This window comes from Kitasatospora purpeofusca, assembly GCF_000718025.1.
Classification (GTDB): domain Bacteria; phylum Actinomycetota; class Actinomycetes; order Streptomycetales; family Streptomycetaceae; genus Kitasatospora; species Kitasatospora purpeofusca.
The window spans coordinates 478,226-501,764 of record NZ_JODS01000001.1 but is presented as its reverse complement, the minus strand read 5'-3'; the positions used below and the strand labels follow the sequence as shown (position 1 = coordinate 501,764).

The following is a 23,539-nucleotide window of genomic DNA, read 5'->3' as shown; positions in this document are numbered from 1 at the left end:
CCGGTTCTCTCCCACAGGGCCGGGCTTCCCGCACGGGAAGCCCGGCCCTGTTGCGTCCCCGGAGTGACGGCCTCACCCCGGCGGCCCAACGGGACGCCGTTCGAATGTCGCTCACCCGGAGGGGGTTCCTACGATCTGACCAATCGTGCGAAACCCTGGGAGGCGGTCATGGCCGACAGGCGCGGAATCGCGGGTCTAGGCGGCATCACGCTGGCCCTCGTTGTGCTGGCCCCGCTGGCCGGCTGCAGCTCCGGCGGCGAGGAGGTCGCGGACTCCGTCCGCAAGGTCGACGCTGCCCGGCTGGTCCACCTCTCCGCCACGGACAAGGTGGACCCCTCGCAGCCGGTCACGGTCACCGCGGAGCCGGGCAGCCGGCTGACCGATGTCACCGTGGTCGGCCCGGACGGCCGGATCGTCGCCGGACGGCTCTCGGAGGACCAGCGCAGCTGGCAGACCACCGGCCGGCTGAAGGCGGCCACCGCCTACACGGTGCGGATCGCCGCCGACGACGGCAGCGGCGGGCGCGGCGAGACCACCTCCGGCTTCGCCACCCTGGCCGCCCAGCGGCTGCTGACCGCCAAGCTCGGTCCCGACTCCTCCGGCAGCGGCGTCTACGGGGTCGGCCAGCCGCTCACCGTGCAGCTGTCCGAGGCGGTCAAGGACCCGCAGGCCCGCCAGGAGGTGGAGCGGGCGCTGACGGTGACCTCGCAGCCCGCCGTGACCGGTGCCTGGTACTGGGTGGACGACAAGAACCTGCACTTCCGCCCCGAGGAGTACTGGCCCACCGGCACCGTCGTCGCGCTGGCCTTCGAGGCCACCGGCGGCCGGATCTCGGACGGCCTGTACGGCGGCGACCGGGCGGCGCTGTCGATGCGGATCGGCGAGCGGGTCGAGACGGTGGTCGACGCGGCCGCCCACGAGCTGACCCTCAAGCGCGACGGCCAGGTGGTCCGGACGATCCCGGTCACCACCGGCAAGCCCGGCTTCGACACCCGCAACGGCGTCAAGGTGGTGCTCGGCCAGGAGCGCAAGGTCCGGATGAGCGGCGAGACGATCGGTATAGCGGCCGGCAGCCAGGAGTCCTACGACCTCGACGTCGAGTGGGCCACCCGGGTCACCTGGAGCGGCGAGTACGTGCACGCGGCGCCCTGGTCGGTCGGCTCCCAGGGGGTGGAGAACGTCAGCCACGGCTGTACCGGCATGAGCACCGAGAACGCCCACTGGTTCTACCAGAACACCAGGGTGGGGGACCTGGTGACGGTGGTGAACAGCCGCGGCAAGAGCATGGAGCCGTTCGGCAACGGCTTCGGGGACTGGAACATCGGCTGGGGCGAGTGGGTCGGGCACAGCGCCCTCGGGCAGCCCGTCAGCACCACCACGCCGGCCACCAGGGCCCCCGCCGGCGGGATGATCGCCCCGCAGCTCTGAGGACCGGCCCCGAGGGCCCTCAGGGCCCCTGCAGGCCCTCGGTGGCGCCCTCCTCCCGGTAGGCCAGGCGCAGCGCGTTGTCGGCGGCGGCCAGGGCGTCCGCCGCCGGCAGCCCGAGCCGCCGCACCCGCTCGGCGTACTCCGCGGCGGCCGCGGCGGCCAGTCGGTGCGCGGAGTCGCCGACGGCGGCGATCAGGGTGCCGCGCCGGCCGTGCGTCTCCACCACCCCGTCCGCCTCCAGCTCCCGGTAGGCGCGGGCGACCGTCCCGGCGGCCAGCCCGAGCTGCTCGGCCAGCGCGCGGACGGTGGGCAGCCGCAGTCCGGTCGCCAGTTCGCCGGTCCGGGCCTGTTCGGCGATCTGGGCCCGGATCTGCTCGTACGGGGGAGTGCCGGCCGCGGGGTCGACGGACAGCTGCACAGGAGGCTCCTGACGTTCGGCGGGGGCATCGCGGGGCGCCCCCGGGGACGGGAAAGCCCGAGGGCCGCCGACCAGAAGAACTCTGGTCGGCGGCCCTCGGGGTGCGACGCGGGGTGCGTACGGGATCAGTGGTGGCCGTGGCCGCTGGTGATCTCGTGGTGCTCCTCGGAGGTCGGCTTGGGGATCTGGCTGCCCTCGCCGTAGAAGCCGCGGGAGAGCTTCGCCCGGGTGCGGTCGAGGACGTTGGCCTTGCTGGCCACGCCGTTCTCGTCCGTCTCGGCCGGCAGCTCGAACGGCTCGATCTGCTCGTGCGCGGTGAGCTTGTGCAGGTCCTTCTGCGGCAGCTGGGCGTGCACCTCGACGAACTCGCCGTGCGGCAGGCGCTTGATGACGCCGGTCTCGCGGCCGTGCAGCACCTTCTCCTTGTCACGGCGCTGGAGGCCGAGGCACCAGCGCTTGGTGACGATGAAGACGATGACCGGGACCACGAACATGCCCACGCGGACGAAGTAGGTGACCGAGTTGATCGACAGGTGCAGGTGGGTGGCGAACAGGTCGTTGCCACCGGCCGCCAGCAGGACCAGGTAGAGGCTGATCCAGGCGGCACCCAGGGCGGTGCGGACCGGGGCGTTGCGCGGACGGTCCAGGATGTGGTGCTCGCGCTTGTCGCCGGTGATCCAGCCCTCGATGAAGGGGTAGGCGGCGATCGAGACCAGCACCATCGGGAAGAGGACCATCAGCGGGATCGCCACACCGAGGTTCAGGGTGTGGCCCCACAGGCTGACCTCCCAGCCCGGCATGATGCGGATCAGGCCCTCGGAGAAGCCCATGTACCAGTCCGGCTGGGCGTCCGTGGACACCTGGTCGGGACGGTACGGGCCGTACGCCCAGATCGGGTTGATCGAGGCGATCGCCGAGATGGCCGCGATCAGACCGAACACCAGGAAGAAGAAGCCACCGGCCTTGGCCATGTAGACCGGCATCAGCGGCATGCCGACGACGTTCTTCTCGGTCTTGCCCGGGCCCGCCCACTGGGTGTGCTTGTGGTAGAAGACCAGGATCAGGTGCGCCACCAGCAGGCCGAGCATGATGCCCGGGATCAGCAGCACGTGGATGGTGAAGAACCGCGGCACGATGTCGTGGCCGGGGAACTCGCCCCCGAACAGGAACATCTGGACGTAGGTGCCGATCAGCGGGGTCGCCAGGACGGCGCCCTCCATGAACCGGATACCGGTGCCGGAGAGCAGGTCGTCGGGCAGCGAGTAGCCGAAGAAGCCGTCGAACATGCCCAGGACCAGCAGCAGGAAGCCGAAGACCCAGTTGATCTCACGGGGCTTGCGGAACGCGCCGGTGAAGAAGACGCGCATCATGTGCACGAACATCGCCGCGACGAAGACCAGGGCCGCCCAGTGGTGGATCTGGCGGACCAGCAGGCCGCCGCGCACCTCGAAGCTGATGTCGACCGTCGACGCGTACGCCTCGGACATCGGGATGCCCTTGAGCGGGATGTACGAGCCGTTGTAGACGACCTCGCCCATCGAGGGCTTGAAGAACAGCGTCAGGTAGACACCGGTCAGGATGATGATGATGAACGTGTAGAGGCAGATCTCGCCCAGCATGAAGGACCAGTGGTCCGGGAAGATCTTCCGCAGGTTGGTCTTGGCGAGGGAGTAGATCCCCAGCCGACCGTCCGTCCAGTCCGCGGCCTGCTCCCACTTGTTCGCGGGCTTGGCGCGCGTGCTGGCCGGCTTGGCGGCGCCGGAGGTGGTGCTGCTCGTACTGCTCATCGAGCACGCTCCCAGTAGCTCGGGCCGACGGGCTCGTCGAAGTCGCCGTGGGCGACCAGGAAGCCCTTCTCGTCAGTGGTGATCTTCAGCTGCGGCAGCGGGTGACCGGCCGGGCCGAAGATCACGCGCGCGCCGTCCGCCAGGTCGAAGGTCGACTGGTGGCAGGGGCAGAGCGCGTGGTGGGTCTGCTGCTCGTACAGGCTGATCGGGCAGCCGACGTGGGTGCAGATCTTGGAGTAGGCGAGGATGCCCTCGAAGCCCTTCTCCTTGGACTTGTCGTCCTTGATGTTCTCCGGCGCGATGCGCACCAGCATGAGGGCGTCCTTGGCGATGCGCTGCTGGAAGTCCTCGTCGTGGGTGCTCAGGCCCTCGGGCATCGCGAAGGTCAGCGACCCCGTGATGATGTCCTCGGCCTTCATCGGCTGGTTGGTGTTCATGTTGATGAGCTGCAGGGGCTTGGCGTCGGTCGCCTCCTCCCAACCCGTGTGCTCCAGCTTGTCCTCGGGCAGCGGGCCCAGGTCGCGCAGGAGGACCACACCGGACAGCGGCACCAGGGCCATCGAACCGATGAGGGTGTTGCGGATCATCTTGCGGCGGCCGAAGCCGGACTCCGCGGCACCGGTCCGGAACTGCTCGATGACGTCGGCGCGAACCTCGTCGTCGGCCTCGATCGGGTGACGCTCGGCCGGGATCTCGTGGTCCGACATCAGGGTGCGGGCCCAGTGGACCGCGCCCGCGCCGATGAGGAACAGCGCCAGACCGAGGGTCATGCCGAGCGCGAAGTTCAGCGCGCTGACGTGGCCCAGCGGCCAGATGTAGACGATCTTGTCCGGGTCGATGGCCACGTACGAGGCGATGAAGCCGATCGTGGCGAGCATCGAGACCACGAACATCAGCGACACCTGGCGCTCGGCCCGCTTGGCGGCCCGCTCGTCGATGTCGGTGCGGCGCGGCTCGTGGGCCGGCAGGCCCGGGTCGGCGAACGGATCGCCGTGGGCGGCCACCTCGTGGTGCCCGGCGGAGCCGTGGGACTCCGGGAGCTTCTCTTCTGACATGTCGTGGCTCATGACTTCTTGGCCTTGGTGGTGTGGGCGGCGACCCAGATCGCGACCGCGATGAGCGCGCCGAGACCGAAGATCCAGCCGAACAGGCCCTCGGTCACCGGACCGAGGCTGCCGAGCGTGAGACCGCCGGGGTTGGGCTCATCGTTGGTGGTGTGGCGGACGAAGGCCACGATCTGCTTCTTCTGCTCCTCGGGCATGGTGCTGTCCGGGAACGACGGCATGTTCTGCGGGCCGGTCTGCATGGCCTCGTAGATGTGCTTGGCGTCCACGCCCTCCAGCGACGGGGCGTACTTGCCCTGGGTCAGGGCACCGCCCTGGCCGGCGAAGTTGTGGCACTGGGCGCAGTTGGTGCGGAACAGCTCGCCGCCCTTGGACAGGTCGTCCGGGTTGGTCGAGGTGTACTGCTCCTCGGTCGGCGTGACCGGACCGGGGCCGAGCGAGGCGACGAAGGCGGCGAGCTGGTCGATCTCGGCCTGCGAGTAGATGTTCGGCTTGCGCGGCACCTGGGCGCCGGGCTGCTGGGCCGGCATACGACCGGTGCCCACCTGGAAGTCGACCGCGGCGGAGCCGACGCCGACCAGGCTGGGGCCGTCGCTGCTGCCCTCGCCGTTCAGGCCGTGGCAGGAGGAGCAGCCCACGGCGAAGAGCTTCTTGCCCTCATCGATCGCGAGCGACTGCGCCGCCACGTCGGCCTGCGCCTTGCCGGCGGGCGCGAACGCGGCGTACAGCCCCCCGGTTGCCGCCAGGGCGAGAAGTAGGACGACCAGCGCCGCCAGTGGGTGGCGCCGTCGTGCGGAGAGCTTTTTCACGGAATAACCCCGGTGTCAGGATCTGGTCGACTGGTGGTTGCACCCGGCGGCCGGTCTGGCCGGCACGAGGCTGCCTTGTCTAGGGCTGCGCGCGCGGTCGGTCGGTGGGAGCGTCGCCACCGGCGAAATCGGGCCGTCGCCGGTGAGGGCGGGACCCGAGGCCGGTGGCCAGCGACCTGATCAGCTGGTTACTTGATCAGGTAGATGGTCGCGAACAGGCCGATCCACACGACATCGACGAAGTGCCAGTAGTACGACACCACGATGGCGGCGGTGGCCTGCTCGTGCGTGAAGCGCTTGGCTGCGTACGTCCGTCCCAGGACCAGCAGGAAGGCGATCAGACCACCCGTCACGTGCAGACCGTGGAAGCCGGTGGTCAGGTAGAACACCGTGCCGTACGGGTCGGAGGACAGCGACAGGCCGTCCTTCTTGACCAGCTCGGTGTACTCGAAGATCTGGCCGCCGATGAAGATCGCGCCCATCACGAAGGTGATGACGAACCACGAGCGGAGCTTCTTCACGTCCCCGCGCTCGGCGGCGAAGACGCCGAGCTGGCAGGTGAGCGAGGAGAGCACCAGGATCGTGGTGTTGACCGAGGAGAAGGGCACGTTGAGGGCGTGCGCCTTCTCGGTCCAGAACTCCGGCCCCTTGACGGAGCGGAGCGTGAAGTACATCGCGAAGAGGGCCGCGAAGAACATCAACTCGGAACTGAGCCAGACGATCGTTCCGACGCTGACCATGTTCGGCCGGTTGACCGATCCGTGCGCGTGCCCGGTTTCTACTGCTGTTGCTGTCGCCACGACGGACATTATGTCGGTCCCTTATTCCGTCTTCACGTCGGGGGGTCACCCTCGGAGTGTCCGGTGCGTGCGGTATGCCCCCCTGGGGCCCGACGGGGCGTCCGTACTGCCGCTGAGCAGCGGCGTGTCCCTTTTCTGACGGTTGCTCGAAGGGCCCGTCCGGACCCTGTCCGGCGTGTCGTGGCGGGCCTTCGGGGGTCCTCGGGGGTAAGGGGAAGTTCCACTCGTCCGCCGTACGGGTGGACCGTGCGGGCGGGGGTGACGCGCCGTGCTCCGGCCGGACCAGTGGCGGACGCGGCGCCGTCGGGAAGAGATCGCGCGGGAGGGGCTCGGCGGGCGGTGATCGGGAGTAGCATCCGGGGAGAGGCGAACGTGGTCCGGATCACACGTGAGGGAGCAGGGCCCATGGCGTACACGACCGACGAGACGCTGACCGTTCTCGTCTACAGCCACGACCGAACCACCCGTGAGCAGGTGCTGACCGCTCTCGGGCGGCGGCCCGCGGAGGACCTGCCGGAGCTGGCCTACCTGGAGTGCGCGACCACCCCCGCGGTGCTCAAGGCGCTGGAGAAGGGTGGTGTCGACCTCTGCGTCCTGGACGGTGAGGCGGTGCCGGCCGGCGGGCTCGGGCTCGCGCGGCAGCTGAAGGACGAGATCTACGGTTGCCCGCCGGTGCTGGTGCTGATCGGCCGGCCGCAGGACTCCTGGCTGGCCGCCTGGAGCCGGGCCGACGCGGCGATCTCCCAGCCGGTGGACCCGGTGGCGCTGGCGGAGGCCGCCGCCACGCTGCTGCGGGCCCGGCTGGCCAAGCGGGCGCCCGCCGTCCGCTAGTCCGGTCCCGCCCCGCGTTCCACCCGGCGTCTCACGACAAGAGAAGAAGGGTGAACGGCGGAGCCCCGGCGGCCCGCCGCTCGATAGGCTGACTCCGTCCCTACGTCCTTCCCCGGGTAGCCGGGGCAGCGAGAGCCGGAGTCAGCCATGGTGAACGTGCAGCCTGCGAACGGTGGGAGCGACCCCGCGCAGGTGGTCCGCTCCTGGCCGGACATCCTGTCGGCGCTGCTGAGGGGAGAGGACCTCGACCGCTCGGCCACCGCGTGGGCGATGGACCGGATCATGAGCGGCGAGGCCTCCCCGGTGCAGGTGGCCGGGTTCATGGTGGCGCTGCGGGCCAAGGGCGAGACGGTCGAGGAGATCTCCGGACTGGTCGACTCGATGTACGCGCACGCCGAGCCGCTGGACATCCCCGGCCCGGCGGTGGACATCGTCGGCACCGGCGGCGACCGGGCCAAGACCGTCAACATCTCCACCATGTCGGCGATCGTCGCGGCCGCGGCCGGCGCCAAGGTGGTCAAGCACGGCAACCGGGCGGCCTCCTCGTCCAGCGGATCCTCGGACGTGCTGGAGAAGCTGGGCATCAGCCTGGACCTCCGGCCGCGCCGGGTCGCCGAGATCGCCGAGGAGGTCGGGCTCACCTTCTGCTTCGCCGCGACCTTCCACCCGTCGATGCGGCACGCCGCGCCGGCCCGGCGCGACCTCGGGGTGCCCACCGCGTTCAACATCCTGGGGCCGCTGACCAACCCGGCCCGGGTGACGGCGCACGCGATCGGCTGCTTCGACACCCGCCTGGCGGCGCTGATCGCCGGGGTGCTCGCCCGGCGCGGTGCCACCGCGCTGGTCTTCCGGGGCGACGACGGACTGGACGAGCTGACCATCACCACCACCTCGCGGGTGTGGGTGGTCCGCGACGGCGCCGTCACCGAGACCTCCTTCGACCCGCGCGAGGTCGGCATCGAGCCGGTCGGCATCGAGGCGCTGCGCGGCGCGGACCCGGCGTACAACGCGGAGGTCGCGCGCCGGGTGCTCGCCGGGGAGCACGGGCCGGTCCGGGACGCGGTGCTGCTGAACTCGGCGGCCGCGCTGGTGGCACTGGACCTCACCGACGCGCCGCTCGCCGAGCAGCTCGGCGCGGCCATGCGGCGTACCGCGGCGGCCGTCGACTCGGGTGCCGCGCGGGACCTGCTGAAGCACTGGTCGGAGGCCACCGCCCGGGTGTGACACGGCGGTTGGGGCCCATCGGGAATCCTCCCGGTGGGCCCCGACGCCTGTCCGGGATGTGGACCCTTGTTTGACCGGCGGGCGGACCCGACCTACAGTCTTGGCCAGGTCATGAGCGACAGCGACAAGCCCCAGCTTGCTGTCCGGCAACCCTCCGTCCGTGGCGGGGTGCCCTGGGTGAGGACCGGGCCGTGCGGCGAACCGTCCGCGTGGCAAGCGCGGACACCCGGATCATCACGCACTCCCGGGGTCCCAGACCCGTAGACGGAGTGCATTCCCATGTCTGTTGCTACCGGCCTCAGCACCCCCCTCGCCGTTCTCGGCCACGATGTCGAGGTCCCGCTCGCCAACGGCGACAAGGTCGCCTACGCGGCGCTCGACTACGCCGCCAGCGCCCCGGCGCTCCAGCGGGTCTGGGACGAGGTCGCCGCCTACGCCCCCTACTACGGCAGCGTGCACCGCGGCGCCGGCTACCTGTCCCAGCTCTCCACCGACCTGTTCGAGCAGAGCCGCCGCACCGTCGCCGAGTTCCTGGACCTGCGCGAGGGCGACCAGGTGGTCTTCACCCGCGCCACCACCGACTCGCTCAACCTGCTGGCCGGCGCCGTCCCGGCCGGGACCCAGGTGTTCGCCTTCGAGACCGAGCACCACGCCTCGCTGCTGCCCTGGGCGCACGCCGGTCTGACCGTCACCTGTCTGCGCGCCCCCCGCTCGCACGCCGAGGCGGTCGCCGCCTTCGACGCCGCGCTCGCCGAGGCGCCCGAGGGCCCGAAGCTGCTCTGTGTCACCGGCGCCTCGAACGTCACCGGTGAGCTCTGGCCGGTCGCCGAGCTGACCAGGACCGCCCACCGCTACGGCGCCCGGGTGGTGCTGGACGCCGCGCAGCTGGCCCCGCACCACCGGGTCTCGGTGCGCGAGCTGGGGGTCGACTGGATCGCCTTCTCCGGCCACAAGCTGTACGCGCCGTTCGGCGCCGGGGTGCTGGCCGGCCGGGCCGACTGGCTGGACGAGGCCGAGCCCTACCTGGCCGGCGGCGGCGCCACCCGGACCGTGGCCCGGGAGACCGACGGCACGGTGGCCGTACAGTGGCACACCGGCCCGGCCCGGCACGAGGCCGGCTCCCCGAACGTCATCGGCGTGTACGCGATCGCGGCGGCCTGCCGGGCGCTCACCGAGGCCGGGTTCGACGCGCTGGAGGCGCGCGAGCGGGCGCTGGTGGCCCGGCTGAAGGCCGGTCTGGCGGAGATCCCCGAGGTCAGGGTGCTGAACCTGTTCGGCGCCGAGGCGGACCGGGTGGGCGTGCTGTCCTTCGTCGTCCGGGGCTGGAACAGCTCGCACTTCTCGGCCGCGCTGTCCGCCGAGTACGGCATCGGGGTGCGGGACGGCCTGTTCTGCGCCCACCCGCTGGTGCGCACCCTGCTCGGCGACGAGGAGGCCGCGCCCTCGGAGTGCGGCGCGCCGGAGGCCTCGCTGCCGGGCGAGCGCAGCCTGAACGCGATCCGGGTGAGCTTCGGCGCCGGCACCCCGGACGAGCACGTGGACCGGTTCCTGACCGCCGTCCGCGAGCTGGTCACGGACGGCGCGGCGTGGAGCTACCGGAACGAGGGCGGCCGCTGCGTCGCGGACACCCGCCGGGAGGGCTGAGGCCCCGTCGAGGACCGTCGCTCCGGCGGGCTCGCGGTCGGCTACTCCTCCAGGCCGATCGCGAACGCGGCCTCCAGGTCGTGCTGGGAGTAGGTGCGGAAGGCGATCTGGGTCTCGGTGTGCGCCACGCCCGGGACCTTGTTCAGCCGGCCGGGGATCACCTCGGCGAGGTCGTCGTGCCGGCGCACCCGCACCATCGCGACCAGGTCGTAGCCGCCGGTCACCGAGTAGACCTCGCTGACGCCCTCGATGGCGGCGATCGCCTCGGCGATCTCCGGGATGCGGTCGACGCTGGTCTTGATCAGGACGATGGCGGTGATCACGGTGGCGTACTCCTTTGTGAGGTGCCGCCAGGGTAGCGGGCGTCGGTCGCACCGTCGCGGGGACGGGTGCGGCGGGGGCGGCGCTCGGCCACGGTGCAGGCGAAGAGGAAGCCCGCCATGAAGCCGATCACGTGCACCAGGTACGCCACCCCCGGTCCGGCGGAGTGCACCGACCACCACTGGAGCGCGAACCAGAGGCCCAGCACCAGCCAGGCCGGGAACCGCAGCGGCAGGAAGAGCAGCAGCGGGACGAGCGTGGTGACCCGGGCGTGCGGGTGGAAGCGCAGGTAGGAGCCGAGCACGGCGGAGATCGCGCCCGAGGCGCCGATCAGCACCCGGGTCGAGTCCGCCGAGTGCGCCTCGGCCAGCGCGAAGCCGTAGGTGGTGAGCGCGCCGGCCGCCAGATAGAAGAGGAGGAACCGGGGGCGCCCGAGCCGGTGCTCCACGGCGGGGCCGAAGACGTGGAGGAAGAGCAGGTTGCCGAGCAGGTGCAGCCAGCCGGCGTGCAGGAAGAGCGCGCTGAGCACGGACAGCGCCGGATGCTTGCCGGGGGTGGCCGAGGCCGGGCAGCCGGGCACCGGCTCGGGGGCCTCCGCCAGTTGGTCCGCGGTCAGCGGGTGGCCGGTCAGGAGCTCGGCGGGCACGGCCCCCCAGCGCTGCTCGTAGCGCTGCTCGGCGCAGACCCGGGCCTGGTCCCGGCCGTAGAGCGGATTGAGCCCCGCGGCCGGTCCGAGCAGGAAGACCGCGGTGTTCAGCGCGATCAGCGCGTAGCAGACGGCCGGAGCGGTGGCGGCCGGTCGGCCGCGGTGCGCGCCGGGGTGGGGGACCGGGATCGCCATGGGCTCCAGCATCCCCCCGGTACCGGCCGGGCACCGCGCGGTTACGGCAGGTGGGCTACCGCCCGGGAGTGTTCGGCCGGTGGCCGGGAAGGTTGCCCCAGGCAATAGGCTTGGGGCGGGCATTCCCGCCTCCCGCCGCCGACGCCGGGGCTCCGGGGGGAGCGCCTGAGCCCGTTCCGGGACCACCCGAGAGGACCCCCGATGACCGTCCCCGCCCTGACCGCCGAGACGCGCTGGCGCTGCACGCTCTGCGGAAACCTGACCCGCTTCGACGTGACCCGGACCGCCCGGGTGACCGAGTTCCTCCACTTCGACCTGGCCGGCGAGTCCAAGGTCGAGGAGACCCAGGTGCTCAGCGAGACCGTGGAGTCGGTGCGCTGCCGCTGGTGCAACGCCGTGGACCAGGTCGAGCTGGTCGCCCGTCCCGGCGCCGACGAGGCGGCCGAGGCCGCCGAGGCTCCCGAGCAGGGCTGACCGCCCGGTCCGTGCGGTGGGCGGTGAGCGGCGTGGCCGCCCGCCGCACGGGACAATACAGAGAGAACGCGCGGAGTGTGACGGGGGTGGCGGCCGAGGGCCGTACCCCGCTGGACAGGATCGGAGCCGAGGACGTGGTGGACGCAGCGAAGGAGCCCGCCGGGCCGCAGGGGCGGCAGCCCGCTGTGGACGCGCAGGCGCCGGACGCGGCAGTGGCCGCCCCCTCCGGCACCGAGGCCCCGGCGGAGGCGCCCGCGGGCGAGGAGTCCGGCGCCGGTGAGGAGCCGGCGGCAGCGGACGGCGGAGCGGTCGGGTCGGACGGGCCGACGGGGCCGGACGGTTCGGAGGAGTCGGCGGGACCGGCCGCCGAGGCGCTGGACCGCCCGCTCCCGGAGGGGGTGCGCCGGCGGGTGGTCGGTCTGGCCTCCGACGCGCTGGGCGGTCTGCCGCTCGGCGAACTGCCCCAGTCGCTGCGCCAGTACGCCAAGTTCACCCCCGCCCGCCGGGCCAAGTACGCGGCGACCGCGCTGGCCGCGGCGCTGGAGGCGGAGCCGGCCTTCCGGGTGCGGATAGCGGAGCGGCTGCGGCTGGGTCAGCCCGACCTGGTCAGGGCCCTGGAGGCGGGTGCAGTGCCGGGCGCCGCCGACCCGATGGACGTGGCCGCGGCCGCCTATCTCGTGCGGTCCGCCGGCTGGAGCCGGCTGGTGGCCGAGGCCGGCGAGGAGGCCGAGCGGGCCGGTACCGAGGGCGCGGTCGCCGAGGCGACCCGGCTGGTCGAGAAGCTGCAGGCCGAGCTGGCCGAGCTGCGGAGCACGGCCCGGTCCGACCTGGAGCGCCAGCGGGCCGAGTCGGAGGACGTCCGCAAGGAGGCCGAGTCGCTGCGCCGACGGCTGCGTTCGCTGGAGAGTGACACCCGCCGGGCGCAGGCGGAGACCCGGAAGGTCGCCGCCGAGCTGGAGGCGGTCAGGGCGCAGGCGGCGGCCGAGCGCGGCGCGGCGGAGACCGAGGCGCGGCGGCTGCGGCACCGGGTCACGGAACTGGAGAACTCCGCCGAGCAGGGCCGGCGCTCCGCCCGCGAGGGGCGCGGCGTCGAGGACATGCGGCTGCGGCTGCTGCTGGACACGGTGCTGCAGTCGGCCCAGGGCCTCCAGCGGGAGCTGGCGCTGCCGGTCTCCCAGATCCGTCCGGCGGACCTGGTGGAGGCGGTGGTGCCGGGTTCGGCCTCGCCGCACGACGTGGCACGGCGCGGGCTGGCCGAGGACGACCCGGCGCTGCTGGACCAGTTGCTGGCGATTCCGCAGGTCCATCTGGTGGTGGACGGCTACAACGTCACCAAGACGGGCTATCCGACGCTGCCGCTGGAGCAGCAGCGGATCCGGCTGCTCGGTGGACTGGCGATGCTGGCGCAGCGCACCCAGGCGGAGGTCACCTGCGTGTTCGACGGCCAGGACCTCGATGTGCCGGTGATCATGGCGCCACCGCGCGGGGTGCGGGTGCGGTTCAGCCGGACCGGTGAGACGGCGGACGAGCTGATCCGCCGGCTGGTCCGGGCGGAGCCGCAGGGCCGTCCGGTGGTGGTGGTCTCGGCGGACAAGGAGGTGGCGGACGGCGTGCGGAAGGCGGGCGCGCGCCCCGTCGCCTCGGTGCTGCTGCTGAACCGGCTGTCCCGTCCTTAGCTCTCCGGAGTGCAAACCGACGGTAATGACGGCTGGTCAGCGCCGGGATTGCAGTCATGTGCGGGTTTCGTGAAGTCCCGGTGCGGGCGGCAGGTTCAAGTAATCGTGGGAGTGGCGCGAAACGTGGATCTTCACTAGGGTCTGGCGTCAAACCTATTTTCCGGATTCTCACCCCAACGGGTGAGGCCATTGGAAGAAGGAGCCGGTCCTTTTGGCCTCCCACCGCCGTCCCAAGCAGCCGAGCCGCGCGCGGGTCTCCGTGCTCACCGCGGCCGCTGCGACCGCGGTCGCTCTCTCCGCCCAGGTCGCCGCACACGCAGCGCCGAGCCCGTCGCCCAAGAAGGACGACGTCAAGGCGCAGATCGACCAGCTGAACGAGGAGGCCGAGCAGGCCACCGAGCGGTTCAACGGCGCCAAGGAGCGGGCCGACCAGCTGCGCAAGCAGGCGGACCAGCTCCAGGACCAGGTCGCCCGCGGCCAGGAGCAGATGACCCAGCTTCAGGCGGGGCTGGCCGAGGTGGCGGGCGAGCAGTACCGCACCGGCGGCATCGACCCGTCCGTCCAGCTGATGCTCACCTCCGACCCGTCCGGGTACCTGGACAAGGCCTCCAGCGTGCAGCAGGCCAGCTCCAGCCAGGCCGAGGCGCTGAAGGGGCTGCAGGACCAGCAGCGCCGGCTCGACCAGCAGAAGGTCGAGGCGGCCGCCGTGCTCGCCTCGCTGGACAGCACCACCAAGGACCTGAACCAGTCCAAGGCCGAGGTCGGCAAGAAGCTCAAGGACGCCCAGGACCTGCTGAACTCGCTCAGCGCCGCCGACCGCGCGGCCGTGAAGGCGGCGCAGCAGCAGGCCGACCGCGCCTCGCGCGGCAGCGAGCGGACCGACCTGGGCAGCCTGCCGCAGGCCAGCGGCATGGCCGGTGCCGCGGTCGCCAACGCGATGGGCAAGCAGGGCTCGCCCTACGTCTGGGGCGCCACCGGTCCGAGCACCTTCGACTGCTCCGGCCTGATGGTCTGGGCGTACGGGAAGGCCGGCGTCTCGCTGCCGCGGACCTCGCAGGCGCAGGGCAACTACGGCAGCAAGGTCTCCTCGCTGGCCGAGGCGCAGCCGGGCGATCTGATCATCTACCGCCCCGACCGCAGCCACGTCGGCATGTACATCGGCAACGGCATGGTCGTCCACGCGCCGCACACCGGTGACGTGGTGAAGGTGATGAAGGCCGACGCCATGCCGATCAACACGATCCGCCGGGTCTGACGGTCCGCCACGACACTCCCGGGGGCGGTTCTCGGCCCCTGTGATCAGCGCCACCTCCGATCGGGGGTGGCGCTGAGGTTTGGGTCGGGCGTTGGGCCGTCCAGGTGGAAATGATCAGCCTGATGTGGGGATGTGATCACGCTCGGTCATATTCACAAAGGAACTTGGGTATTCTTCTGGCTTTTTTCTGACAAGGATTTGAACGGATCACGGATCTGTTACTAGGGTCGTGCTTCGAACCTCGCACAGTCGATCACCCAGCCTGGGTGGCGGTGGGGTTCGCCGCCGAGTTCGCGAAGCAGCCGGGCGGGGCCTCAGGTGCCCGTCCGAACCAGACCCAGCAGTCGGGGGTCCGCTGGTGGAGCGGAGCCGGGGAACCACGTTCCTCCGGGGTGAATCGGCGCCAGGTCGGCCGCTCGCGCGGACGGTGAGGCGTCGTAGGGCACGCTTCCGCCCGAACCCGTCAGCTCACCCGGTAGGCGGATGAGGAAGAAGGAGTCCGCCTTCGTGGCGTCCCATCGTCGTCCCAAGCCCGTCGGCCGTACCCGGGTCTCGATCATGACCGGTCTCGCCGCCGCTGCCGTCGCCCTCTCCGCGCAGTCCGGCGCCCACGCCGACCCCGCGCCGACCAAGGACCAGGTCAAGGAGCAGGTCGACCAGCTCAACGAGCAGGCCGAGGTCGCGACCGAGAACTACAACGGCGCCCAGGCCAAGCAGCAGGAGCTGCAGAAGCAGGTCGCCGAGCTGCAGGACAAGGTGGCCCGCCAGCAGGCCGTGGTGACGGAGGCCCAGGGCGGCCTCTCCGAGATCGCCGGCGAGCAGTACCGCACCGGCGGCATATCGCAGACCGTCCAGCTGATGCTGTCCGCCAGCCCGGACAACTTCCTCAGCCAGGCCGACGCCCTGAACCAGGCCGGTTCCACCCAGTCCGGCGCGCTGAAGGAGCTCCAGGAGCAGCAGCGCAGGCTCGACCAGGACCGCAACGAGACCCAGACCAAGCTCGGCGAGCTGGAGTCCACCACCCAGCAGCTGAAGACCGCCAAGGACGACGTCCAGGGCAAGCTGGCGAAGGCCCAGCAGCTGCTCAACACGCTCACCGAGCAGGAGCGCCAGGCCCTGCGCGCGGCCGAGGAGAAGGCCGCCGCCGAGGCCAAGGCCAAGGCTGACGCCGCGAAGGCCGAGGCCGCCAAGGCCGCCAAGGCGAAGGCGGACGCCGAGCGCGCCACCCGCGACACCAACCGCACCGACCTGAGCGCCTCGACGCCCGCGCCCGCCGCCGCGGCCAAGCCGGCCGCGCCCGCCGCGCCCGCCGCCAACGGCTCGCGCGCCGCCGCCGCGATCGCCGCCGCCGAGAGCAAGCTCGGCGCCCCGTACGTCTACGGCGCCACCGGCCCGAACTCGTTCGACTGCTCCGGCCTCACCGGCTGGGCGTACGCCCAGGCGGGTGTGTCGCTGCCGCGCACCTCGCAGGAGCAGGCCAACGCCGGTACCCGGATCGGCTCGGACATCTCCCAGGCCCAGCCCGGCGATCTGGTGATCTTCTACGGCGACCGCCACCACGTCGGCATCTACGTCGGCGGCGGCCAGGTCATCCACGCCCCGAAGCCGGGCGCGTCGGTCCGCTACGAGTCGGCGTCCAACATGCCGGTCAACACCATCGTGCGCCTCTGACCCCCGGGTCGGCAGACTCCCGGCAGGCCCGGTCTCCCCGCGGGGGAGGCCGGGCCTGCGGCTTTGCCCCGGTCACCGGTGGCTCCGGCGGGCGAACCGGTCTGATGTCCGATCAGTGACTGAATATTCGGATTCGGAGGGGTTTGGAAACGGTTGCCCTGACTCGCTAACGTCTGCCACCGGACGCCCGCTTCGACAGCCGCTCGGTCCGGTGCGGCGGCGGGTCCGGGCCCAGGATCGGAGTTGACGTCGAATGACCGCGCACCGCCGTTCCCCGCTGTCAGGTGTCCACACGCTCGCCCGGGCGCTGGTGCTCACCGCGGCGGCCACCACCGCGCTGGGCGTGGCGACCGGCGGCACCGCGCAGGCGGTCCCCGGCGCGCCCGACGCCCCGGCGAACCGCAAGGACGTCAAGGCCCAGGTGGAGCAGCTCTACGACGAGGCCGAGCAGGCCTCGGAGCGGTTCAACGCCGCCCAGGAGGCCCAGCAGCGGCTCCAGCACGAGACCGGCACGCTCCAGCAGCAGATCGCCCTCTCCCAGGACGAGCTCAACCGGCTGCGCGGCGACCTCGCCACCGTGGCCGGGGCGGAGTACCGGGGCGGTGGCATGGCGCAGACCGTCCAACTGATGCTCTCCACCGACCCGGAGGGCTACCTCTCCCGGGCCCGCACCCTCGACCAGGCCGCCGAGCGGCAGAACGAGACCCTGCACGAGGTGCTGGGCCGTCAGCGGGTGCTCGACCAGCGCCGGGCCGAGGCCTCGGCCAAGCTCGCCGAGCTGGAACAGACCCGCAGGGTGCTGGCCGACGGCAAGCAGCAGATCCAGCAGCGGCTCGCCAAGGCGCAGCGGCTGCTCAACAGCCTCGGCGTCACCGAACGCGCCCGGCTCGCCGCCCAGGACGCCCGTGAGGCCGAGCAGCGCGCCACCCGGGGCACCGACCGCCTGGACCTCGGCACCACCCCGCCCGCCTCCGAGCGCGGCGGCGCCGCGCTGGCCGCCGCGGTGCGGATGATCGGCTCGCCCTACGTCTACGGATCCACCGGGCCCAAGGCGTTCGACTGCTCCGGTCTGATGTACTACAGCTGGCGGCAGGCCGGAGTGACCCTGCCGCGCACCTCGCAGGCCCAGGCTTTCGCCGGGCAGCGGGTCAGCATCTCCGAAGCACGGCCGGGAGACCTGGTGATCTTCTACCGGGACATGCACCACGTCGGGATGTACGCCGGCGGCGGGGTGATCGTGCACGCCCCCTACCCGGGTGCCCGGGTGCGCTACGAGAGCGTCAACGCCATGCCGGTCTCGGGGGTGATCCGGCTCTGAGCCGCCCGGAGCCCGCCGGCGGCCGCGGCCCGTCCCGGCGCACCGCCCTGCTGCTCGCGGCCGGCGGCCTCGCCCAGCTGTCGCTGCCCGGGGCCGTCCCCGCGCGGCCCGCCGCGGCGGCCTCGGACGAGTACGCCGAGGTCTCGGCGCTGCTCGCCGAGCGGGCCCGGGCGCTGGGCGCGGGGCCGCCCCCGCTACCGCTGCGGGCGGGCTACCGGAACCTGCTGCTCGGACCGGTGGACCGGGCCGGGCGGTCCACCGCCACCGCCGAGCTGACCGTCACGGTGACCGGGTACGACGAGCAGCCGGTGGTGCACCCGCGCCGGCTGACGCTGCTGCGGACCGCCGGCGGCCCGCGGATCGAACGCGAGGAGGGCGCCGGGGGGCCGCCGCCGCTGTGGGACCTCGGCACCGTCGGGGCGGCCGCCGGGGCGCGCTGCCTGGTGCTCGGGGTGGACGGCGCGGACACCGACGGCCCGGCCGCGCGCGCGGGGGCGGCCGTGGTCGGCGACCGGGCGGTGTCCGCCGTGGAGGCGCTCTGGGGCAGCTCCTGGGCGGGCCGGCTGCTGCTCGAACTGCCCGCCACGGGGGAGCAGTTCGCCCGGCTGCTGGCCGACGACCGGCCCGGCTGGTCGGACCTCGCCGCGGTCACCGTCTCGGCGCCGGGCGCGCCCCTGCACGCCCCGGCCGACCGGGTGCTGGTGAACCCCGAGGTGTACGCCCGGCTGAGCGACTTCGGCCGGCAGGTGGTGGTCACCCACGAGGCGGTGCACGTGGCGACCCGGGCCGACACCCGGGCCTGGACACCGCTCTGGCTCTCCGAGGGGGTCGCCGACTGGACCGGCTACCGGGACTCCGGCCGCACGGCCCGGCAGATCGCGCCGGAGCTGGCCCGGGACGTCGCGGCCGGACGGCTGCCCGTCGCGCTGCCCGCGGACGCCGCCCTCACGGCCGGCGGGGAGGGCCTGGCGCAGGCCTACGAGCAGTCCTGGCTGGCCTGCGACCTGATCGCCCGCCGGTACGGCCCGCAGCGCCTGGTGGCGCTCTACCGGGCGGCCGGCGCGGCCGCCCCCGGGGCGGACCGGGAGGCGTGGCTGGACGGGCTGTTCCGGGACCGGCTGGGCCTCGGGCTGGCCGAGTTCACCCGGCTCTGGCTCGCCGAGGTCCGCGCCCTGGCGGGCTGAGCCGGGCGCTCCGGCGCCGTCCCGGCCGGCCTTGTCCGCCCGGGGTCAGCGCCGTTCGCTGGGGGCGGCCGCGGGCCGTGCCGTGCCGTCCACGCCGTCCAGCAGGTCCTGCTCGTACGCGATGCCCGGCCGCACCGAGAACGCGGCGGCCGGCACCGGCTCCGGGCGGGCCAGCACCACGGTGGCCGGGACCCGGTCGGTGCGCCGGGTCGAGCGCCAGAGCCGGATGCAGGACAGCACGGTCGCGACCAGCAGCAGCAGATTGCGGGCGGTCAGGACGGCGATCGCGCCGGGCCTGCTGGCGACCACGTCGCCGAAGACCAGCGGGAACTCCACCAGGGTCAGCGGTGTCGCGGCCAGGATCAGCAGCGCCACCGGCCGCTGGCTGGTGCCGCGCACGGTCAGGCAGACCGCCGCCGCGCCGACCAGCCAGACCAGGTACTGCGGGCTGATCACCCGGCTGGTCACGGTGAAGATCAGCAGCGCGGCGAGCGCCGCGTCGTACATGGTGGCGGCGTTGCGCCGGCGGGCGGTGAAGCGCCACAGCAGCAGCCAGCCGAAGCCGAGCACGGTACCGGCCAGCATCACCTTGCTGACCAGCGGAACCCACGGCCCGAGCATCTCGACCGAGCCGTAGTTCATCATCACCTTGCCGTCCCAGCCGCCCGCGATCCGGGCGAAGTGGATCGGCAGCGCGCCGACCGACTCCACCTCGATGCCGCGGTCCTTCTGGAACGTCAGGAACTCGAACGCGCCGTTCATCCCCGCCGCCAGCAGGAAGCCGATCGAGGCGGTGGTGGCGGCCGCGGCCGTCCAGGACCGCCGGGTGCGGCGGCCGGACGGGGTGCCGATGAGGCCGAGCAGCGGCCAGATCTTGACGATGCCGCCGAGCCCGAGCAGCAGGCCGCCGATCGCCGGGCGGCGGATCAGCGCCAGCAGGCCGGCCACCGCGATCGCGGTCACGATCACGTCGTAGCGGTTGTAGATCATCGGGCCGAGCAGCGGGACGCCGGCCACCCAGACCCAGGCGCCGGTCAGCGCCCGGCCCTTGCGCAGCCCGGTGCGGACCAGCAGGCCCATCGCGAGCGCGTCGGCGATGCCGCAGATCACCCAGAAGGAGACCAGGTACGACCAGGGCAGCAGGCCGGGCAGCAGGATCACCAGGGCGGCGCCCGGCGGGTACTGCCAGGTGACGTCGTCCAGCGGGAAGGTGCCGGTCTGCAGTACGCCGTACCAGCCGTGGTAGATCAGCCAGACGTCGGCGGTGATGTCCCCACCGGGCATCCGGAACACGCCGGTCACCAGGAGCATCAGCAGCGTCCGGGTGGCCACCCAGCTCGCGCCGAGCGCCAGCAGCGCGCCGGAACGGCCGGAGGGGCGCGTGGTGCGCTGCACGGGCTCGCGGCGGACGGCGAGCGCCGTGCCGGAGCCCTCGGCGCCGCTGGGTGTACCGGACTCGGTGGCCGGGGCCAACTCCACAACGCTCCCTCGTTCGTCTCGGACGTTCCGTCGGCGGCGCCGCGCGACGGACGCCCGGGCAGTCCGGGCGGGTCGGGACCGGCCGCCACCGCGGGGCCGGGCCGGACACGCCGACCACCCTTGTCCTAGGACAGACCCGGGGAGGGAACGGTTGCCTTGCACGGATCCGTTCCCGGCGGGTCGTCGTGTTGACCTATCGTACGGATCACCCAGCGGTACACCGAGCACCCCCCGACCGAGCGAGCCGTGGCCTGATGCACAAGACCTTGATCGTCACCAACGACTTCCCGCCGAGGCCCGGCGGTATCCAGGCCTTCGTGCACAACATGGCCGTCCGTCAGCCCGCAGGAAGCATCGTGGTGTACGCCTCCACCTGGCGCGACGGCACCGAGGTCGCGCGCTTCGACGCCGAGCAGCCCTTCCCGGTGGTGCGCGACCGTACGAAGGTGATGGTTCCCACACCCCGGGTCACCCGCCGGGCCGCCGAGATCCTGCGGGCGGAGGGCTGCGACTCGGTCTGGTTCGGCGCCGCCGCGCCGCTCGGGCTGATGGCCCCCGCCCTGCGCCGGGCCGGGGCCGGCCGGCTGCTCGGCATGACCCACGGCCACGAGGCCGCCTGGGCCCAGCTGCCGGTGGCCCGGCAGCTGCTGCGCCGGATCGGCGAGGGCACCGACGTGCTCACCTACCTCGGCGAGTACACCCGCTCCCGGATCGCCGCCGCGGTCGGCCCGGAGCCGGCCGCGCGGATGGCGCAGCTGCCGCCCGGCGTGGACGAGCGGACCTTCCACCCGGACTCCGGTGGCGCCGCGGTGCGCGAGCGGCTCGGGCTGGCGGACCGCCCGGTGGTGGTCTGCGTCTCCCGGCTGGTGCCGCGCAAGGGGCAGGACACCCTGATCGAGGCGATGCCGCAGATCCTCGCCGAGGTGCCGGACGCCGTGCTGCTGATCGTCGGCGGCGGCCCGTACCGGGCGGAGCTGGAGAAGCTGGTGGACGCCCGGGGCGTGCGCTCCTCCGTCCGGTTCACCGGCTCGGTCCCGTGGGAGGAGCTGCCCGCGCACTACGGCGCCGGCGACGTCTTCGCCATGCCGTGCCGCACCCGGCGCGGGGGACTGGACGTCGAGGGGCTCGGCATCGTCTACCTGGAGGCCTCGGCGACCGGCCTGCCGGTGGTGGCGGGGGACTCCGGCGGCGCGCCGGACGCGGTGCTGGAGGGCGAGACCGGCTACGTGGTGCCGGGCGGCACGCCCGCGGCGGCGGCGGAGCGGATCGTCCGGCTGCTGCGGGACGAGGAGCTGCGGCGGCGGATGGGCGAGGCCGGACGGCGCTGGGTGGACCGCTCCTGGCGCTGGGACCTGCTGGCCGGGCGGCTGACCTCGCTGCTGGCGGGCTGAACGCCCGGCCCGACGCGCACGCGGCTGCGGCCCGCCCCCGGACGACGGGGGCGGGCCGCAGCCGCGTGCGTACGGTGCTACTTGCGGTAGATCGCCTCGACGTCGGCCGCGTAGTCCTTCAGCACGACGTTGCGCTTGAGCTTGAGCGAGGGCGTCAGATGGCCGCTCTCCTCGGAGAAGACGGTGTCGAGCAGCCGGAACTTCTTCACCGCCTCGGCCTGCGAGACCGCCGCGTTGCCGTCGTCCACCGCCTGCTGGAGCGCGGCCAGCAGGTCCGGGTCCTCGCGCAGGTCGGCCACCGTGGCGTCGGCGGGCTTGCCGTTGAGCTGCTTCCAGTTCGGGAAGAAGTCCTCGTCGACGGTGATCAGACAGGCCACGAAGGGCTTGCGGTCGCCGACCACCATGACCTCGCCGACCAGGGCGTGCGCCCGGATCCGGTCCTCGATCACGGCCGGGGCGACGTTCTTGCCGCCCGCGGTGACGATGATCTCCTTCTTGCGGCCGGTGATGGTCAGATAGCCCTCGTCGTCCAGCGAGCCGATGTCCCCGGTGGCGATCCAGCCGTCCTTCAGGGTGTCGGCGGTGGCCTGCGGGTTGTTCCAGTAGCCGGTGAAGACGTGCGGCCCCTTGAAGAACACCTCGCCGTCCTCGGCGATCCGGACGGCGGCGCCGGGGACCGGCTGGCCGACCGTGCCGATCTTCGGCTTGTCCCACGGGTTGAAGGCGGTGGCCGCGCAGGTCTCGGTCAGGCCGTAGCCCTCCAGCACGGTGAAGCCGATGCCCCGGTAGAAGTGCCCGAGGCGCTCGCCCAGCGGCGCGCCGCCGGAGATCGCGTGGGTGGCCCGGCCGCCGAGCGCGGCCCGCAGCTTGCTGTAGACCAGCTTGTCGAAGACGGCGTGCTTGAGCTTGAGCAGCAGGCCCGCGCCGCCCGCGTCCAGCGCCCGGCTGTAGGCGATCGCGGTGTCGGCGGCCTTGTCGAAGATCTTGCCCTTGCCGTCCGCCTGCGCCTTGGCCCGGGCGGTGTTGTACACCTTCTCGAAGACCCGGGGCACACCCAGGATCAGGGTCGGCCGGAAGGCGGCCAGTTCGGCGGTGACGTCCCGGATGTCGGAGACGTGGCCGAGCTTGATCGGGGCCATCGCCGGGGCGATCTCGGCGATCCGGGCGAGCACGTGGGCCAGCGGCAGGAACAGCAGGACGGAGCTCTCGCCGGTGCGGAACAGCGGGGCCAGGCGCTCCACCACGTTGCCGCACTCGGCCATGAAGTTGCCGTGGGTCAGCTGACAGCCCTTGGGGCGGCCGGTGGTGCCCGAGGTGTACACGATGGTGGCGATCGCGTCGGCGTCGGCCACCGAGCGGCGCTCGTCGACGGTGGCGTCGGTGACCTCGCGGCCCGACTCCGCCAGCGCGGCGAGCGCCGGGCCCTCGATCTGCCAGGTGTGCCGCAGCTCCGGCAGCCGCTCCCGGACCTCCGCGACCACCGCGGTGTGGGTGTCGGTCTCGGTGAACACCGCGACCGCCCCGGAGTCACCGAGGATCCACTCGACCTGCTCGGCGGAGGAGGTCTCGTACACCGGCACCGTGATCGCGCCGGCGGTCCAGATCGCGAAGTCCAGCAGCGTCCACTCGTACCGGGTGCGGGACATGACGCCCACCCGGTCGCCCGGCTCGACACCGGCGGCGATCAGGCCCTTCGCGGCCGCCCGCACCTCGACCTGGAACTGGGCGGCGGTCAACTCCTGCCACTGGCCGTCCACCTTGCGGCTGAGCACCGCGACATCGGGGTGCCGCTCGGCGTTCTGGTGCACGAGGTCGGAGAGGTTACCGCCGCTCGGTACCTGGTAGAGGGCCGGAAGGCTGAAGTCGAGCAAGACTGCTCCTCGTTCGCGACGCTGCGGGACGGCAGGACGTTACTGCCCGGTAG

20 protein-coding genes and 2 riboswitches are annotated in these 23,539 nt (G+C 72.7%); of the genes, 11 read left to right on the top strand and 9 right to left on the bottom strand.

What is annotated here, in order from left to right; translation table 11 throughout:
* Window positions 1-168 precede the first annotated feature (168 nt).
* Entirely contained in the window at window positions 169-1,428 is a 1,260-nt protein-coding gene (locus tag IF01_RS0102315; protein WP_051754827.1) for a L,D-transpeptidase, read from the top strand.
* A 19-nt stretch (window positions 1,429-1,447) separates the two neighbouring features.
* On the opposite strand, the gene IF01_RS0102310 is transcribed toward IF01_RS0102315, so the two are convergent.
* The 5 genes from IF01_RS0102310 to ctaE form a co-directional block, all read right to left on the bottom strand.
* The gene (locus IF01_RS0102310) at window positions 1,448-1,846 is read right to left on the bottom strand and encodes a GntR family transcriptional regulator (RefSeq protein ID WP_030391510.1); all 399 of its coding nucleotides are present in this window, start codon (window positions 1,844-1,846) and stop codon (window positions 1,448-1,450) included.
* Between the two features lie 125 nt (window positions 1,847-1,971).
* Complete coding sequence (gene qcrB / locus IF01_RS0102305) at window positions 1,972-3,633, bottom strand: cytochrome bc1 complex cytochrome b subunit (RefSeq protein ID WP_030391509.1); 1,662 nt, start codon at window positions 3,631-3,633, stop codon at window positions 1,972-1,974.
* The gene (gene qcrA, locus IF01_RS0102300; RefSeq protein ID WP_030391508.1) at window positions 3,630-4,700 is read right to left on the bottom strand and encodes a cytochrome bc1 complex Rieske iron-sulfur subunit; all 1,071 of its coding nucleotides are present in this window, start codon (window positions 4,698-4,700) and stop codon (window positions 3,630-3,632) included. The genes qcrB and qcrA overlap by 4 nt, the downstream gene beginning before the upstream one ends.
* Window positions 4,697-5,506, bottom strand: coding sequence for a cytochrome bc1 complex diheme cytochrome c subunit (gene qcrC, locus IF01_RS0102295; RefSeq protein WP_030391507.1), 810 nt, complete (start codon window positions 5,504-5,506; stop codon window positions 4,697-4,699). Before qcrC ends, qcrA begins: the two co-directional genes overlap by 4 nt.
* A 188-nt stretch (window positions 5,507-5,694) precedes the next feature.
* Window positions 5,695-6,315: an aa3-type cytochrome oxidase subunit III gene (gene ctaE, locus IF01_RS0102290; protein ID WP_030301107.1), complete on the bottom strand. Its 621-nt coding sequence runs from the start codon at window positions 6,313-6,315 to the stop codon at window positions 5,695-5,697.
* Between the two features lie 396 nt (window positions 6,316-6,711).
* On the opposite strand from ctaE, the gene IF01_RS0102285 reads away from it, so the two are divergent.
* The 3 genes from IF01_RS0102285 (at window position 6,712) to IF01_RS0102275 (ending at window position 10,005) form a co-directional block, all read left to right on the top strand.
* Window positions 6,712-7,137 (top strand): hypothetical protein, encoded by a 426-nt coding sequence (locus tag IF01_RS0102285; protein ID WP_030391506.1) that lies wholly within the window; start codon window positions 6,712-6,714, stop codon window positions 7,135-7,137.
* 147 nt (window positions 7,138-7,284) lie between these two features.
* Window positions 7,285-8,361 (top strand): anthranilate phosphoribosyltransferase, encoded by a 1,077-nt coding sequence (gene trpD / locus IF01_RS0102280; protein ID WP_030391505.1) that lies wholly within the window; start codon window positions 7,285-7,287, stop codon window positions 8,359-8,361.
* A 107-nt stretch (window positions 8,362-8,468) separates the two neighbouring features.
* A riboswitch (SAM riboswitch) is annotated at window positions 8,469-8,586 on the top strand.
* 54 nt (window positions 8,587-8,640) lie between these two features.
* A complete protein-coding gene (locus IF01_RS0102275) occupies window positions 8,641-10,005 on the top strand; it encodes an aminotransferase class V-fold PLP-dependent enzyme (protein WP_030391504.1) in 1,365 nt (454 codons plus the stop codon).
* A gap of 41 nt (window positions 10,006-10,046) precedes the next feature.
* Here the strand turns inward: IF01_RS0102275 and IF01_RS0102270 are convergent, their stop codons facing one another.
* Together IF01_RS0102270 and IF01_RS0102265 are read right to left on the bottom strand one after the other, a co-directional pair.
* A complete protein-coding gene (locus IF01_RS0102270; protein ID WP_030391503.1) occupies window positions 10,047-10,328 on the bottom strand; it encodes an Lrp/AsnC ligand binding domain-containing protein in 282 nt (93 codons plus the stop codon).
* Window positions 10,325-11,167 (bottom strand): rhomboid family intramembrane serine protease, encoded by an 843-nt coding sequence (locus IF01_RS0102265; RefSeq protein ID WP_244215399.1) that lies wholly within the window; start codon window positions 11,165-11,167, stop codon window positions 10,325-10,327. Before IF01_RS0102265 ends, IF01_RS0102270 begins: the two co-directional genes overlap by 4 nt.
* Before the next feature lie 201 nt (window positions 11,168-11,368).
* Here IF01_RS0102265 and IF01_RS0102260 point away from each other — a divergent pair, with 201 nt between their 5' ends.
* The 6 genes from IF01_RS0102260 (at window position 11,369) to IF01_RS0102235 (ending at window position 18,745) form a co-directional block, all read left to right on the top strand.
* Window positions 11,369-11,641 carry a hypothetical protein gene (locus IF01_RS0102260; RefSeq protein ID WP_030391501.1) on the top strand — a complete coding sequence of 91 codons (273 nt, stop codon included), beginning with the start codon at window positions 11,369-11,371 and terminating at the stop codon, window positions 11,639-11,641.
* A gap of 374 nt (window positions 11,642-12,015) precedes the next feature.
* Window positions 12,016-13,317, top strand: a complete 1,302-nt coding sequence (locus tag IF01_RS0102255) for an NYN domain-containing protein (protein ID WP_051754856.1) — start codon at window positions 12,016-12,018, stop codon at window positions 13,315-13,317.
* A 211-nt stretch (window positions 13,318-13,528) separates the two neighbouring features.
* Entirely contained in the window at window positions 13,529-14,572 is a 1,044-nt protein-coding gene (locus IF01_RS0102250; protein ID WP_030391499.1) for a C40 family peptidase, read from the top strand.
* Window positions 14,573-14,915: 343 nt separating this feature from the next.
* Window positions 14,916-15,069: riboswitch (cyclic di-AMP (ydaO/yuaA leader) on the top strand.
* Window positions 15,070-15,079: 10 nt separating this feature from the next.
* A complete protein-coding gene (locus IF01_RS0102245) occupies window positions 15,080-16,243 on the top strand; it encodes a C40 family peptidase (protein WP_030391498.1) in 1,164 nt (387 codons plus the stop codon).
* Between the two features lie 253 nt (window positions 16,244-16,496).
* Window positions 16,497-17,561, top strand: a complete 1,065-nt coding sequence (locus tag IF01_RS0102240) for a C40 family peptidase (protein ID WP_030391497.1) — start codon at window positions 16,497-16,499, stop codon at window positions 17,559-17,561.
* A gap of 236 nt (window positions 17,562-17,797) precedes the next feature.
* Window positions 17,798-18,745 carry a hypothetical protein gene (locus IF01_RS0102235; RefSeq protein WP_051754825.1) on the top strand — a complete coding sequence of 316 codons (948 nt, stop codon included), beginning with the start codon at window positions 17,798-17,800 and terminating at the stop codon, window positions 18,743-18,745.
* A gap of 45 nt (window positions 18,746-18,790) precedes the next feature.
* Here IF01_RS0102235 and IF01_RS0102230 read toward each other — a convergent pair whose 3' ends face one another.
* Window positions 18,791-20,224, bottom strand: a complete 1,434-nt coding sequence (locus tag IF01_RS0102230) for a glycosyltransferase 87 family protein (RefSeq protein ID WP_063764109.1) — start codon at window positions 20,222-20,224, stop codon at window positions 18,791-18,793.
* A 254-nt stretch (window positions 20,225-20,478) separates the two neighbouring features.
* Here IF01_RS0102230 and IF01_RS0102225 point away from each other — a divergent pair, with 254 nt between their 5' ends.
* Window positions 20,479-21,615 carry a glycosyltransferase family 4 protein gene (locus IF01_RS0102225; RefSeq protein ID WP_030391494.1) on the top strand — a complete coding sequence of 379 codons (1,137 nt, stop codon included), beginning with the start codon at window positions 20,479-20,481 and terminating at the stop codon, window positions 21,613-21,615.
* Window positions 21,616-21,692: 77 nt separating this feature from the next.
* Here IF01_RS0102225 and IF01_RS0102220 read toward each other — a convergent pair whose 3' ends face one another.
* A complete protein-coding gene (locus tag IF01_RS0102220) occupies window positions 21,693-23,486 on the bottom strand; it encodes an AMP-dependent synthetase/ligase (protein ID WP_030391493.1) in 1,794 nt (597 codons plus the stop codon).
* Window positions 23,487-23,539: the final 53 nt, after the last annotated feature.

What these genes read in the sequence shown, in the direction of transcription:
- IF01_RS0102315 (WP_051754827.1), top strand. Translation starts at nt 169, where the DNA reads ATGGCCGACAGGCGCGGAATCGCGGGTCTAGGCGGCATCACGCTGGCC.
- qcrB (WP_030391509.1), bottom strand. Translation starts at nt 3,633, where the DNA reads ATGAGCAGTACGAGCAGCACCACCTCCGGCGCCGCCAAGCCGGCCAGC.
- qcrA (WP_030391508.1), bottom strand. Translation starts at nt 4,700, where the DNA reads ATGAGCCACGACATGTCAGAAGAGAAGCTCCCGGAGTCCCACGGCTCC.
- ctaE (WP_030301107.1), bottom strand. Translation starts at nt 6,315, where the DNA reads ATGTCCGTCGTGGCGACAGCAACAGCAGTAGAAACCGGGCACGCGCAC.
- IF01_RS0102285 (WP_030391506.1), top strand. Translation starts at nt 6,712, where the DNA reads ATGGCGTACACGACCGACGAGACGCTGACCGTTCTCGTCTACAGCCAC.
- trpD (WP_030391505.1), top strand. Translation starts at nt 7,285, where the DNA reads ATGGTGAACGTGCAGCCTGCGAACGGTGGGAGCGACCCCGCGCAGGTG.
- IF01_RS0102275 (WP_030391504.1), top strand. Translation starts at nt 8,641, where the DNA reads ATGTCTGTTGCTACCGGCCTCAGCACCCCCCTCGCCGTTCTCGGCCAC.
- IF01_RS0102265 (WP_244215399.1), bottom strand. Translation starts at nt 11,167, where the DNA reads ATGGCGATCCCGGTCCCCCACCCCGGCGCGCACCGCGGCCGACCGGCC.
- IF01_RS0102260 (WP_030391501.1), top strand. Translation starts at nt 11,369, where the DNA reads ATGACCGTCCCCGCCCTGACCGCCGAGACGCGCTGGCGCTGCACGCTC.
- IF01_RS0102240 (WP_030391497.1), top strand. Translation starts at nt 16,497, where the DNA reads ATGACCGCGCACCGCCGTTCCCCGCTGTCAGGTGTCCACACGCTCGCC.
- IF01_RS0102225 (WP_030391494.1), top strand. Translation starts at nt 20,479, where the DNA reads ATGCACAAGACCTTGATCGTCACCAACGACTTCCCGCCGAGGCCCGGC.